Here is a 12,647-nt window from a genome sequence, read left to right on the forward strand (position 1 = left end):
CCGCTAGCCGCGCACCTCGTTCCACGCGCCGATCAGCTCGTCCATCGCGTTCAGGTCCAGCGGCACCGGGTCGCGCGGGTCGCCGACCCGCCAGTAGGTGACGTGGCCGTGCTCCAGGCCGAACACCAGGGCGGTCCGCGTCCCGGTGCGGGCGCCGGCCACGACGACGCAGCGGAGCTGGTCGGTGGCCGCGCCGGCGCGCTGCAGCCGGCGCAGGTCCTGCCACAGCGCCAGCAGCCGGTCGGCCTCCGCGCCGGTGAACTCCACCGGCTCCAGGGCGCTCTCCGCCAGGTAGGCCCACACGCCCCGGTCCGCCAGGGGTTTCAACCACAGGTGGAGCTGCTCGCCGGACGCCGACGAGCACAGGTAGCACTCAGCACCTTCCAGCGGCGGCACAGTCCCTCCCAGCCGTGACCCCCAAGACCTCACCGCGCCCGGTGCCGATCACCGAACCGGCGCGCGATCTCCGTCAGCAGGTCCTCGTCGGACACCGCGGACAGGTCCAATGGTCGCGCGCGCCGGCCCGGTCCGCTCGGGTCGTCGGCGGAGATCCCGACCAGCCCGAGGGCGTGCCCGACGTCCGCCCCCACGACGCGGGCCACCCGTTCCACAGTCGTCTTGGTCGTCCCGACGGCGTACTTGCGGCCGTCGCGCACGGCGTACCCGCGCTCCAACTGCCGCACCTTCGCGTGACTCACCTCCGCCAGTCGGGCGACCTCGGCCACCGACAGCCCGGCCAGCCGACGCGCCTCCCGTAAGTACGGTCCGAGCGGCCACTCCGGCAGCCGGTCCGGGCCGTCCTCCGGAAGGGTCATAGATCAAGTGTGGGCAAACAATCGCAAACCGGCAAGCCGGAGGTGCGCGCACGCTGCGTCGCGCGCGTGCGCGCAACGGTCGTCACCTGCGCAAACTCCAGCAAACGTCTTCCGAAGATTTGTTTGTTTGTCTATGGTTTGGCCATGACCGCCGTAGCGATCAACCGAACCCTGCTGAGGCGCCTCCGGGTGACCTCGCGACGGACGGTGACCGAGCTGGCCGCCGAGGTCGGGTGCACCAAGGGCGCCCTCTCCGGGATCGAGCGCGGCCACCGCACCCCGAGCCCCGCCCTGCTCGGCCGCCTCGCCGACGCGCTCGCCGTCGACCCGGAGGACCTGCTGCTCGGCGAGTGCCCGGCGACCCGGGGGTGACGTCGGGAGGACGAGATGAACCGCACCCAGGTAGCCGCCCTGCTCCGCGCCGCCTCGGCCGTCGACCCGCGCCTGCCGGCCCCCGACGCGACCGCCCTCGACGCGTGGGCCGCCCTGCTGGACGACGTGCCGCCGGAGGTCGCCGCCGACGCCCTGCGCGACCACTACCGGCGGCACACCGAGACGATCATGCCCGCCGACGTCGTGCGGCACTGGCGCGCGGCGCTGCGCGGGGCGGACCGGCCGGGCCCGCCGCGCCGGCGCTCGTACCTGCTGGTGCTGCCCGACGCCTGCCTGCCGCCCGCCGACCTGCGCGCGGCGACCGCCGACCTGGCCCGCGCCACCGGCGTCCCGCCCCTGGGCCGCTGCTCGATCCGCCTGCGGCGGACCGCGCCGGACGGCCGCGCCGGCGACCCGGAGCGCCTGGTGGCCAGCACGCGGGCGTGCGCGGAGGGGCTGGTGGACGCGGGCGTCGCGGCGCTGGTCGTGCAGCGGACGCCGGAGGCCGGCACCGGCCCGCGGCACGCCCTGGTGCTCGTGGTCAAACCCGGCGTCGGCTGCGACGCGGGGTGGCCGCTGTCGAGACCGCGCCCCTGACCAGCCGTTTTGTTCGGCCGGTCCTCCGTTGGGTAGGCTCTCCGGCGGAGGATTCGCATAGCGGCCTAGTGCGCACGATTGGAAATCGTGTTGGGTTAACCCCCTCACGGGTTCAAATCCCGTATCCTCCGCAGGTCGAAGCCCCGGTCACCAGCAGGTGACCGGGGCTTCTCCGGTTGCGGGGCCGCTCACCGCCGCCGGGTCACCGGGGCAGGCGCTCCAGGATGTCCTCCAGCAGGAACACCGCCCGGTCGACCCGGCTGCTGCCCGTGCTCGGCCGCAGCTTCACGACCTGCGGGTCGTGGTCGCTGGCCTGGTCGGCGAACTCGGCGTTGACGTGCACCACGTCGTAGCGGTACCGCTCGATGTTGGCGCTGATCAGGATGTGGTCCAGGGCCTGCGAGTTGCCCTCGAAGACGTAGCCGTACCGCTCGGCCTCCGGCAGCGTCGAGACCAGGTCGACCACCGCGCCGCCCGCCGTCAGCGTCGCGATCGCCGGCGAGAACTGGTAGTCGTTGAAGTCGCCCGCGAGCACGACGTTCGCGCCCCGGTCCACGGCCTTCACCCGGTCGACGAACGCCCGCAGGACGGCCGCCTGCTGCCCGCGCTGCACCTCGGAACCGCGCTGCGGCTCCTGGTAGCGGCCGTGCAGCGCCTGGTCGCCGCCCTTGGAGTTGAAGTGGTTCGCGACCACGAACACCGTGCGGCCCCGGAACTTGAACTCGCCCGCCAGCGGCTTGCGGCTGCTGTCCCAGGCGGGGTTGCCCGGGTCGACGCGGCCCGGCGACGCGGACAGCGCCGCGCGGCCGTGCTGCCGGACCACCGACACCGGGGTGGTCGCGTCGCCGCCCGCCCGGTCCACGAAGGACACCCGCGCGGGGTTGAACAGGAACGCCACCCGGATGTTGCCGCCCGGCTCGCCGCCGTCGGCCTTGTCCCGCGGGTCGACCTGCCGCCACTCGTAGCGCGGGCCGCCCGCGGCGGCGATCGCGTCCACGAACCTGGTGAACGTCGCGCCGGCCGTCACCGTGCCGTCGTCGGTGGCGCCGTTGTCGTCCTGGACCTCCTCCAGCACCAGCACGTCCGGCGACGCCAGGTTGCCCACCACCGCCGCGGCGAGCCGGTCGAACTTCGCCTGCGGGTTGGTCGCGGCGAGGTTCTCGACGTTGTAGGTGGCCACGGACAGCTCGTACGGGCGGGCCGGGTCGGTCTTCTCCGGGGTGGCGCCGCCGGGCACGTGCTCGCCGGTGGTCTTCGTGGCCAGCGTGTAGCCGCCGAAGTTCGTGTACTCGACGTTGCCGAGGGTCGCGCCGCGCCACACGTCGCCGACGTCGCTCGCCTCCGGGGTGGCGCTGCCGGCCTTGACCTTGATCCGGCCGCTGTTGGGCCGGTCGTACCCGAGGTAGACCGTGCCGCCCCGGGCGGTCGGGTTCTGGGTCGGCCTGGTGGTGATCCACGTCTCGCCGTAGCCGTTCGTGGGCCCGACCACGCGGGCGTCGTCGACCCGGACGTAGGTGCCCTCCAGCGACTCGTAGTAGTCCTGGCCGTAGGTCGACGGGTCCAGCTCCAGCGCCTCGACGCTGCCGCCGCCGGCGGTCGGCAGGAACCCGTCGGGCGGGCTGAGCACGACCGGCGCGGGCAGCGGGTTGCCCTTGGACACGACGGTGACGGTCACGCCGGCCAGCTCGGTGAGCGTCTGGTTGGAGTTGCCCGCGGTGTCACCGCCCGGCCGGTACTCCGCCACCGTGCCGCTGACCAGCACGGAGTCGCCCGGCTCCACGGTCGGTTCGAGGTCGGCGGTGTAGGCGAACAGGCCCTCGCTGGTGCGCGGGTCGGCGTCGGGCGAGGTGTCCTGGAACCAGAAGCCGCGGTCGCCGGTGGCGCGGGTGGCCGTGACGACGCCCGGCACCCCGCTGACCCTGGCGCCCAGCAGCGGCGAGATCCGGGTCGTGCCCTGGATGTCGCGGATCCGCTTGTCGCCGGGACCGGGCTCGGGCTCCTGGTCGCCGGGGCCCTCGCCCCCGGCGTTGACCGGCGTCGGCGCGCCCACCGCGAAGTCGGCGGAGTTGTCGTCGGTGTCGTCGAGCGCGGGCCGGGCGGCGGAGGTGGAGCTGGTCGGGTCGGCGGTCGGCGCGCCCTCGCGGACGACGGTGGACCTGCCGTAGCCGACCAGGTCGCGCACGCGCGGGTCGGCCGCGCAGTCGGCGGCGGTCTTGCAGGTGAGCGCCGCGGTGGCGGCGACGAGCGCGACCGTGCCGCCGGTGGCGGACATGGCCGTGCCGCCGGTGGCGTCGGGCGCGGGCAGCGCGACGGTGCCGGCGGCGCCCTTGGCCTGGGCCACCAGGTACCGCCCGCCGGGGGCGAGCGCGCCGGCCAGCGGCGTGACCTGCCACCGGCTCGCGGCGCTCGCGCCGGCGGGCAGGTACTGCACGCTCCAGCCGTCGAGGGGCACGGCGCCCGCGCCCCGGTTGGCCAGCTCGACGAAGTCCTGGGTGAGCGTCGCGCCCGAGTTGCCGCCGCCGCCGTAGACCTCGGCGATCAGGGCGTCCGGGCTGGGCGCGGCGGTCGCGGGCGTGACCAGGGCGAGCGACACGGCCGCGACCACCAGGCCGACGCGGGGCGGGGTGGGTCTCAACGGGTCCTCCGGGTGTGTGCGGGTCCGCGAATCCTCCCCGGACCGGGTGAACTGCGAAAGAAGCCGTCACCAACTGTCGTCAATGCGTTCGGGTGCGCTGCGCGATTGCCCGAGGCTGGATACCGCGCGCGGTGGACCACCACGATCACTCGAACGTGTGTTCGAGAATAGGGTAGGGTCGATCACGTGTCCGCCCGGTGGCCCTCCCAGCGCCGGCCCGGGCACAGCGCACACGACGGGGGCGCGGTCCGCCTGACGAGGCGGGCCGCGCCCCCAATGCGCGGGTCGGGGTTCCCGGCCGCGGGGCGCTACCGGGGCTTGTGCAGCAGGAACAGGTAGTAGCCGAGGTGGTCGCGGGTGTAGGAGCGCACCAGCCGGATCACGGGGTCCATCCCGGCGGCCAGCTCGGGCCCGTAGCGCTCGACGACCTCGTCGCGCCGGTCGGTGTAGAGCAGCCCCATCAGCTCGCCGGAGAACGCGAGGTTCTGCGTCAGGTTCTCGGCCCGGACCAGTTCCAGGCCCGCGGCGGCGGCCCGCTCCAGGGTCTTCGCCGGCGTGGTCGGGGGCGCGCAGAACCAGGTCCGCCGGAACGCGGCCGACTGCTCCGCGGAAGGCGTCCCGCGCAGGGTGAACTCGCTCACCAGCAGCCGCCCGCCCGGCCGCAGGACCCGGGCGGTCTCGTGGAACGCCCGCTGCCGGTCGGCCAGGTGCGGGTAGACGTCGATGGCCAGGGCCGCGTCGAACGACCCGTCCGCGAAGTCGAGGTCCAGGACGTTGCCGTAGCGGAACGAGACGCGGTCGGACAACCCCGCCGCCTCCGCCCGCCCGGTGGCCCGGAGGACCTGCTCGCGGCTGACGGAGATCCCGGTGACCCGCCCGCCGCTGCGCTGCGCCACCCGCAGCGCGGGCACCCCGGTCCCGGACCCGATGTCGAGCAGGTGCTCGTCGGCCCGCAGCCCCAGGGTCTCGACGTGGTGCTCGGTCTGCCGCTCCTGCGCCAGGTTGGCCAGGTCGGCGAGGGTGGTGGCGGGCGCGCGCTCGCCGGGCGGGGTCCACATGCCCACGTGCAGACCCACGTCGCCGATGGTCAGCGCGTAGAGGTCGCCGAACCGGTCGTACGCGGTCCCGACCTCCTCGGGAGTCGGCGCGGTGAGCCCATCGATGTCGTCACCCGTCGCGGTCATCGCCCACAGCCTCCTCGAAGACGCCCTGCGATGTGACCCCGATCACGATACTGATCACCCCCACTCCCCCCGACCGCATCCGCGCGGCTCCACCAGCGGCAACAGGGTGATCCCCGAGCCGGGGCGGCAGCGGTGGCCCCGAACCGCGGTGGCGGCGGGATTCACTCCACCGACTCATGATGAGCGGGGGGCGGCGCCACCCCGACGACGAGACAGCGGCGAACCGGATCAAACGGCCGACTTGGCGGGTGAAGTCCCAGTTCACAACGCGTCTTCCCCGCGCAGGCGGGGGTGGTCCCGGCTGACACGGGTAGCCGGCGCTCAGCAGGTCGTCCTCCCCGCGCAGGCGGGGGAAATGCCGCCGAACGTCGGAGCCCCGGTTGCCATGATCGGCAACCGGGGCTCTGAGCAGCGGTGGCGGTGGGGTTCGAACCCACGCGGATACGCGCGACGTCGGGCTGCCCGATGAGCTGGTGACGCTGCACAAGGCCATCCAAGACCGCGAACGGAAGACGGCCGGGCAGCTCTGGACCGAGAGCGGCGACAGCAGCTAGCCTACACGTGCTCTGAGCTGGGCTTTTTACCCTGAAAGAAGATCAGGTTTCACAGGGTGGAGGTCTCTGAAGCTTCGGGAAGTGCCATCTGGGGCATACAAGCATCCAGGTGATGGTTGCTACGTCCGTATACGGTACGTAACCATACGAGCTAGGGTGGAGGTCCGCCCTGCGCGTAGGAGTTGGAGGTGGCCATGAGCGTCTGCGTTACGCCTGAAGAGAAGGTCGCCCGCGAGGCTGCCGAGGTGCCGCTTCCTCAGCCAGCCCTGGTCAACCCCACTGACAGGCATGAGCGTCGCTTGGGTCACGACGAGGCCCTCGAGCGCATCCGCACTCGCTACAGCAACGCGATCGAACTGCTCGGCAAGATCTGATCTTGATCGAAGACGGTGGATGGCTGTACCTCGAAGCAGAGGAAGCTGTCGAGATCATGCGCTCGTTCGGAGTTCACGCCTTGCTCTGCCCTTAGTCACCTTTCTACAGCTGCGGAGATCGCAGAGGTCAGGGCAACACACGAGCAGGAGCAGCGCACAGCCCTGCGCGTTCCAACTGAGACGAAACGTCGGAGCCCCGGTTGCCATGATCGGCAACCGGGGCTCTGAGCAGCGGTGGCGGTGGGATTTGAACCCACGGAGGCTTGCACCTCACACGCTTTCGAGGCGTGCTCCTTCGGCCGCTCGGACACGCCACCGCCGAGAACAATACAAGACCGCCGGGGGTGCTCGACACCGGGGTCCGGTGGCGGCGGTGCGGTGGGGTCAGCGCCAGACCTTCATCACCTCGGCCAGGCGGACCCTCGCCCGCGCCAGGCGGCCCCGGACCGACTCCTCGCTGGCGCCCACCGCGAGCGCGATCTGCGCGTACGACAGGCCGTCCACCTCGGCCAGCAGCCACGCCGCCCGCTGCGGCTCCGGCAGCCTCCGCAGGGCCAGCCGCAGCGCCGCCACCGCCGCCACGGTCTCGGCGACGATCGACGGGTCGCGGGGCGGCTGGCCCAGGCCGACCGGGGTCGCGCCCGTGTCGGGCAGGTCGCCCACCGGGTCGGTCCGGTTGCGCCGGAGCACGCCGAGGCACTGGCGGTGGGCCACCCGGAACAGCCACGTGCGCACCGCGGCCGGGTCGCTGAGCGAGTCCAGCCGCCGCCACGCGGTCGCGAAGACCTCCTGGGTGACGTCCTCGGCCTCCGCCCGGTCGTTGAGGATGCGGAAGGCCAGCCCGAACACCCGACCGGAGTACCGGCGCACCAGGACTTCGAACGCGGCCAAGTCTCCCCTGGCGACGCCGCCTGCCAGTGCGGCGTCCGCGATCTCGACGGACACCCGTCCAATCGTGGCAGCGGCCCTGCCTGCCCGCAGATCAGCGGATACACCCGAGCGGGCTAATTACGAGGACCGCTCGCGAGCCCGGGGGCCGCGCCCGGCGCGACCCCTCTCACCGGGCGGAGAAGAACGACTCCAGCAGGGCCGCGCACTCGTCCTCCAGCACGCCGCCGACCACCTCCGGCCGGTGGTTGAGCCGGCGGTCCCGCACGACGTCCCACAGCGAGCCCGCCGCGCCGGTCTTCGGCTCCCAGGCCCCGAAGACGACCCGCGAGACCCGCGCCAGCACCAGCGCGCCGGCGCACATCGTGCACGGCTCCACGGTGACCGCCAGCGTGCAGCCGACCAGCCGCCACCCGTCGCCGAGCGCGTCCGCCGCCGCCCGCAGCGCCAGGACCTCCGCGTGCGCGGTGGGGTCGCCGAGCGCCTCGCGGGCGTTGCAGGCGCGCGCCAGCTCCGCGCCGTCCGGGCCGAGCACCACCGCGCCGATCGGGACGTCGCCGGTGCGCGGCGCCAGCGCCGCGACGTCCAGGGCCGACCGCACCAGCTCCTCGTCGGTCACGCCTGGATGCTGTCCAGGACCTTGGTGAACTCGTCGCCGAACCCGCACCGCTGGGCGATCATCTGCAGCTGCTCGTCCGGGTACAGGTCGACCTCGTCCACGACCACCTGCAGCTCGTGCGGCGGCATCCCGACGTCGGCGAGGACCGAGAGGTCGCCCTCGGGCCACAGCTCGTCGTCGTCCTCGTCGGGCGGGTCCACCCGCAGGAGGTCCAGCACGTCCGCCGCGATGTCGTAGTCCAGCGCGGCGGCGGCGTCCGAGAGCAGCAGCGACACCCCGCCGGGCACCGGTCGCAGCACTATGAAGAACTCGTCGTCCACCGCCAGCAGCCCGAAGACGGCACCGGTGGAGCGGAGTCGGCGCAGTTCCGTGATCGCCGCGTCGAGCTCGGAGAGCGCCGAGCTGTCCATCCTGCTGCACCGCCAGCGGCCGTCCTCCCGGACCACCGCGACAGCGAAGCCGTTGACCGGCTCCTGGTGTGCCATGTGCACACCGTAGGGCCACCGGAGCGCACCCGGTAGCACGGGGGCCTCGGGCCGGGCACCGGGGCTCCTCCGATGCCACTATCGAGGGATGAGCACAACTCTGCCGCACGCACAGACGACCGCACCCGAGCCCCGCTACACCGGGCTCGTGGAGGCAGCTCGTGCCCTTCAGCCCAGGACGGTGGCGCTGCGCCGCCAGGTGCACCGGCACCCGGAGCAGGGGCTCGACCTGCCCGCCACGCAGGCGGCGGTCCAGCACGCGCTGGCGGGGCTCCCGCTCGAGGTCACCACCGGGAGGTCGACCACCTCGGTCGTCGCGGTGCTGCGCGGCGCGAAGCCGGGGCCGACGGTCCTGCTGCGCGGCGACATGGACGCGCTGCCGCTGCAGGAGGAGACCGGCCTGGCGTACGCGTCCGAGGTGGCCGGCTCGATGCACGCCTGCGGCCACGACACGCACGTGGCGATGCTGGCCTCCGCCGCCCGCCTGCTGTGCTCCCGGCGGGAGGCGCTGGCCGGCCAGGTGGTGTTCATGTTCCAGCCGGGCGAGGAGGGGATGCACGGCGCCCGGCACATGCTCGACGAGGGCGTGCTGGACGCGGCGGGCACGCCGGTGGAGAAGGCGTTCGCCCTGCACGTCTCCTCGACGCTCCAGTCCGGGGTCGTGGTCTCCCGCGGCGGGCCGACCATGGCCTCGGCGGACAACTTCCGCGTCGTCGTCCGCGGGCGGGGCGGCCACGGCGGCACCCCGCACGACGCGGTCGACCCGATCCCGGCCGCCGCCGCGATGGTCGGCGCACTGCAGACCGCGGTGGCCCGCCGGGTCAACGTGCACCGGCCGGCGGTCGTGACGGTCGGCCACATCAAGGCGGGCACGACCACCAACATCATCCCGGAGACCGCCGTGCTGGAGGGCACCGTCCGCACGCTCTCCGACGAGACGCGGACCTTCGTCCTCCGGGAGCTGCGGCAGGTCTGCGAGCACGTGGCGGCCGCGCACGGCTGCACCGCCGAGGTCGAGGTCGTCCCCGGCTACCCGGTGACGGTGAACGACACCGAGGTGGGCCCGCACGTGCTCGACGTGACCTCGGCCGCCCTCGGCGCGCGCTGGGCCTCCCCCATGGAGGACCCGCTGATGGGCGCGGAGGACTTCTCGTACGTGCTGCAGCGCGTGCCCGGCGCGATGGCGTTCCTGGGCGCGTGCCCGCGGGGCGTGGAGCTGTCGCAGGCGGAGCCGAACCACTCGAACAAGGTCCTCTTCGACGAGGCGGCCATGGAGCACGGGGTGGTGGTCCACACGGCCTTCGCCCTCGACGCCCTGCGGTGAGCGCCGTCCCCGCCGCTCGCCACCCCCGCCGCTCACCGCCGGCAGGATGTGCCCCGTGCGTGACGTGTGCGTGGTCGGACTGGGGTTGATCGGCGGCTCGGTGCTGCGCGCCGCGGCGGCGGCCGGGCGGGCGGTGTGGGGCGCCACGGCCTCGGCGCGGGACGCCGACGCCGCCCGCGCGGAGGGCTACGACGTCCTGGCGCCGGACGCCGCCCTGGCGCGCGCCGCGGAGCGGGACGCGCTGGTCGTCGTCGCCGTGCCGCTGCCCGCCGTCGAGGAGGTGCTGCGGCGGGTGCCGGACGGGGTCCGGCTGACCGACGTGGTGAGCGTCAAGGGCCCCGTGGCCGAGGCGGTCGCGCGGGTGGCGCCCCGGGCCCGGTACGTCGGCGGGCACCCGATGGCGGGCACGTCGGCCTCCGGCTGGGCGGCGGGGCGGGCCGGGCTGTTCCGCGACGCCGCCTGGGTGGTCGCGGCTGAGGACGGCGCGGACGTCGAGGTGCTGGCCGACGTCGTCGGGCTCGCCCTGGACGCCGGGTCGCACGTCGTCCCGACCACCGCCGCGGAGCACGACGCGGCGGTGGCCCGGATCTCGCACCTGCCGCACGTCCTGGCGGCCGTGCTCGCCTGCGTCGGCGCGGACGGCGGGCCGCTCGCCCTCGCGCTCGCCGCCGGCTCGTTCGGCGACGGCACGCGGGTCGCCGCGAGCGATCCCGACCTGGTCCGCGCCATGTGCGAGGGCAACCGGGCCGCCCTGCTGACCGCCGTGGACGACGCGCTGGGCAGGCTGGGCGCGGCGCGCGGGTCGCTCGCGTCGACCGGCGGGCTGGCCAAGACGATCGACGCCGGGCACCGGGCGCGGCTGGCGCTGCACGAGGCCCGGGAGGCCGGGGGCTCCGGGGGCGCGGCCCTGACCGTCGACCTGGCCTCGCCGGGCGCGCTGGAGGCGCTGCGGGCGCTGGGGTCGCGCGGCGGCCGGGTCGTTGGGCTGAACGGCGGGACCCTGCTCGCGCGCGACTCGTAAAGTCGGCGGGTGGCGCCTCGCAGGCTCGTGGTGTGGCTCGGCGGGCTCGCCCTCGTGGCGGGCGCGGTCGTGGCGCTGCGCGGCGGGACCGCTCCCCCGCAGCCGCGCGGGCCCGACGGGTTCCTCGCCGACCGGGTCGAGCACGTCCCCGGCGACCGCTCGCCGCGGCGGCCCGCCGACCTGGTGCTGACCAGCCTGGACGGGACGAGCCTGCGCGCCGCCTGGACGGCCGCCGGCGGTGTCGCGCCCGGCGGGTTCGAGGTGCGCTGGGCGGGCCGCACCCGCCTGGTGCAGGCGACCGAGACCGAGCTGACCGACCTGCCCGCGGACGCCGGGACCGCCGTCGAGGTCCGCGCCGTCGACGAGCGGGGCCGCCGCTCGCCGCCGGCCGTGGCGCGCGCGACGCCGGCGCAGGCGCACGACCGGTCGTGGACCGAGCACCTGGCCCGGCCGCCCGACGCGCTCGACGGCCCCGCGGCGCTGGGCCCGCGCCGGTGGCGGGTGCTCGCCCCGGGCGACGACTGCCTGGGCCTGCGCCCGCTCAACGGCAGGCGGCTGGCCGTCACCTGCGACGCGCTGGACCTGCAGTCCAACGTCCCGCTGCGGCTGGGCGCCCCGGCCGCGGACGGCGCGGTCGGCCGGGTCGTCCTGACCACCGACGGCCCGGGCGCCGAGCACGGCGGCGAGCTGCTGGTGGCCCTGCTGCCCGAGCCGTTCCACGACCTCCCGCGCCTGGTCGAGCCCTTCCCGCCGGGTTCGGTCGTCCTGCGCGTCACCCCGCACGGCGTCAGCGTCGACGCGGGCGCGGGCGTGCCGCCCACCTCCCGGGTGGTGCCCGTCGGCGGCACCGCGCCGCCGCCGACGCCCGGCGTCCGGCACCGCTGGGAGCTGCGCGTCCTGCCCGACGCCGTGGTGGCGCTGCGGGACGGCGAGGCGCTCGCCGCGGCGGCGGTCGCCGTGCCGTGGGCGGTGGCCCGGCCGCGGTTGGCGTTCCGCGGCGCGGGCGCCGGGGTCGACGCGTTCGGCGTGGGCGGCGTGCCGGAGGAGCCCGTGCCCGCCTCGGTCGTGCGGCTCGACCCCGGTCGGGCGGGGGGCGGGGCGGTGGACCTGGGCTCCGCGGCCGCGCAGCACCTGGCCGGCGGCAGGTCGGTGCGGGTCGTCGCGTCGGTGAGCACCCCCGACTCGGCCGTCCGGGACGTCCCGGTCACGATCGGGTTCGGCGGGCGGACCGCGCCCGGCGTGCTCCTGCCGCCGGTCGGCGACGGGGCCCGGACCGGTGTGGTGCGCGCCGACTTCCCGCTGACCGACCCGGTCGCGGACACGCCGGTCCGGTTGACGGCGGCGCGCGAGGCGCTGGTCGGCGCAGCGCACCTGGTCGTGGACGAGGGCCCGGCGGCCGACCGGCGCCCGCTGCCGCGGATGACCGACCACGGGCCGCCGGCGGTCCGGCCGCCCGCGCCGGTCGTGACCGTGGTGCCCGAGACCGGCCCCGCCGACCGGGTCCCGCCCGGTGGCCGGGCGCGGGTCGTGGTGGAGCTGGCCGGGGGCGGCGAGCGCGAGGTGGCGGCGGTCGCGGCCGTCGAGGTCGACCTCGACGGGCAGCGGCTGGCGGTGCTGCCGACCGGCGGCGCGGCGGGCGGGCGGCACGAGCTCCTGGTCGACCTCGCCGGCGAGCCGGCCGGTCGGCACGCGGTGGTGGTGCGGGTGCTCCCGGTGGACCAGGGGCAAGAGGTCCGGACGGCCGAGCACCCCTTCGCGATCGGCGGGCCGTAGATCTCG

At 75.2% G+C, this 12,647-nt stretch carries 13 protein-coding genes and 2 tRNA genes; 7 read left to right on the forward strand and 8 right to left on the reverse strand.

Features of this window, described 5'->3' with window-relative positions; translation table 11 throughout:
- Nucleotides 1-3: 3 nt before the first annotated feature.
- On the reverse strand, nt 4-396 hold the full coding sequence (locus tag JOE68_RS14040; RefSeq protein ID WP_204842791.1) for a hypothetical protein: 393 nt from the start codon (nt 394-396) through the stop codon (nt 4-6).
- A gap of 29 nt (nt 397-425) precedes the next feature.
- Nucleotides 426-815, reverse strand: coding sequence for a helix-turn-helix domain-containing protein (locus tag JOE68_RS14045; protein WP_204842792.1), 390 nt, complete (start codon nt 813-815; stop codon nt 426-428).
- A 144-nt stretch (nt 816-959) separates the two neighbouring features.
- On the opposite strand from JOE68_RS14045, the gene JOE68_RS14050 reads away from it, so the two are divergent.
- From JOE68_RS14050 to JOE68_RS14060, 3 genes are all read left to right on the forward strand, one after another.
- A complete protein-coding gene (locus JOE68_RS14050; RefSeq protein ID WP_204842793.1) occupies nt 960-1,187 on the forward strand; it encodes a helix-turn-helix domain-containing protein in 228 nt (75 codons plus the stop codon).
- A 15-nt stretch (nt 1,188-1,202) separates the two neighbouring features.
- The gene (locus tag JOE68_RS14055) at nt 1,203-1,784 is read left to right on the forward strand and encodes a hypothetical protein (RefSeq protein ID WP_204842794.1); all 582 of its coding nucleotides are present in this window, start codon (nt 1,203-1,205) and stop codon (nt 1,782-1,784) included.
- A 46-nt stretch (nt 1,785-1,830) separates the two neighbouring features.
- A tRNA-Ser gene (locus JOE68_RS14060) sits at nt 1,831-1,915 on the forward strand.
- A 71-nt stretch (nt 1,916-1,986) separates the two neighbouring features.
- On the opposite strand, the gene JOE68_RS14065 is transcribed toward JOE68_RS14060, so the two are convergent.
- On the reverse strand, nt 1,987-4,419 hold the full coding sequence (locus tag JOE68_RS14065) for a DUF8508 domain-containing protein (RefSeq protein ID WP_204842795.1): 2,433 nt from the start codon (nt 4,417-4,419) through the stop codon (nt 1,987-1,989).
- 308 nt (nt 4,420-4,727) lie between these two features.
- Entirely contained in the window at nt 4,728-5,603 is an 876-nt protein-coding gene (locus JOE68_RS14070; protein ID WP_204842796.1) for an SAM-dependent methyltransferase, read from the reverse strand.
- Between the two features lie 742 nt (nt 5,604-6,345).
- On the opposite strand from JOE68_RS14070, the gene JOE68_RS14075 reads away from it, so the two are divergent.
- Entirely contained in the window at nt 6,346-6,531 is a 186-nt protein-coding gene (locus JOE68_RS14075; protein ID WP_204842797.1) for a hypothetical protein, read from the forward strand.
- Nucleotides 6,532-6,763: 232 nt separating this feature from the next.
- Here JOE68_RS14075 and JOE68_RS14080 read toward each other — a convergent pair.
- From JOE68_RS14080 to JOE68_RS14095, 4 genes are all read right to left on the reverse strand, one after another.
- Nucleotides 6,764-6,848, reverse strand: a tRNA-Ser gene (locus tag JOE68_RS14080).
- A gap of 67 nt (nt 6,849-6,915) precedes the next feature.
- The gene (locus JOE68_RS14085) at nt 6,916-7,476 is read right to left on the reverse strand and encodes an RNA polymerase sigma factor (RefSeq protein WP_204842798.1); all 561 of its coding nucleotides are present in this window, start codon (nt 7,474-7,476) and stop codon (nt 6,916-6,918) included.
- Nucleotides 7,477-7,588: 112 nt separating this feature from the next.
- The gene (locus JOE68_RS14090) at nt 7,589-8,038 is read right to left on the reverse strand and encodes a nucleoside deaminase (protein WP_204842799.1); all 450 of its coding nucleotides are present in this window, start codon (nt 8,036-8,038) and stop codon (nt 7,589-7,591) included.
- Nucleotides 8,035-8,523 (reverse strand): tRNA adenosine deaminase-associated protein, encoded by a 489-nt coding sequence (locus JOE68_RS14095; RefSeq protein WP_204842800.1) that lies wholly within the window; start codon nt 8,521-8,523, stop codon nt 8,035-8,037. Before JOE68_RS14095 ends, JOE68_RS14090 begins: the two co-directional genes overlap by 4 nt.
- An 88-nt stretch (nt 8,524-8,611) precedes the next feature.
- On the opposite strand from JOE68_RS14095, the gene JOE68_RS14100 reads away from it, so the two are divergent.
- Genes JOE68_RS14100 through JOE68_RS14110 form a run of 3 tightly spaced genes read left to right on the forward strand, consistent with a single transcriptional unit; the run spans nt 8,612 to nt 12,641 of the window.
- Entirely contained in the window at nt 8,612-9,847 is a 1,236-nt protein-coding gene (locus JOE68_RS14100; RefSeq protein ID WP_204842801.1) for a M20 metallopeptidase family protein, read from the forward strand.
- A gap of 55 nt (nt 9,848-9,902) precedes the next feature.
- The gene (locus JOE68_RS14105; protein ID WP_204842802.1) at nt 9,903-10,868 is read left to right on the forward strand and encodes a prephenate dehydrogenase; all 966 of its coding nucleotides are present in this window, start codon (nt 9,903-9,905) and stop codon (nt 10,866-10,868) included.
- Nucleotides 10,869-10,877: 9 nt separating this feature from the next.
- Nucleotides 10,878-12,641, forward strand: coding sequence for a hypothetical protein (locus JOE68_RS14110; RefSeq protein WP_204842803.1), 1,764 nt, complete (start codon nt 10,878-10,880; stop codon nt 12,639-12,641).
- The last annotated feature ends 6 nt before the right edge of the window (nt 12,642-12,647 follow it).

Source organism: Saccharothrix algeriensis (assembly GCF_016907655.1).
GTDB lineage: Bacteria > Actinomycetota > Actinomycetes > Mycobacteriales > Pseudonocardiaceae > Actinosynnema > Actinosynnema algeriense.

What these genes read in the sequence shown, in the direction of transcription:
- JOE68_RS14045 (WP_204842792.1), bottom strand. Translation starts at nt 815, where the DNA reads ATGACCCTTCCGGAGGACGGCCCGGACCGGCTGCCGGAGTGGCCGCTC.
- JOE68_RS14050 (WP_204842793.1), top strand. Translation starts at nt 960, where the DNA reads ATGACCGCCGTAGCGATCAACCGAACCCTGCTGAGGCGCCTCCGGGTG.
- JOE68_RS14055 (WP_204842794.1), top strand. Translation starts at nt 1,203, where the DNA reads ATGAACCGCACCCAGGTAGCCGCCCTGCTCCGCGCCGCCTCGGCCGTC.
- JOE68_RS14070 (WP_204842796.1), bottom strand. Translation starts at nt 5,603, where the DNA reads ATGACCGCGACGGGTGACGACATCGATGGGCTCACCGCGCCGACTCCC.
- JOE68_RS14095 (WP_204842800.1), bottom strand. Translation starts at nt 8,523, where the DNA reads ATGGCACACCAGGAGCCGGTCAACGGCTTCGCTGTCGCGGTGGTCCGG.
- JOE68_RS14100 (WP_204842801.1), top strand. Translation starts at nt 8,612, where the DNA reads ATGAGCACAACTCTGCCGCACGCACAGACGACCGCACCCGAGCCCCGC.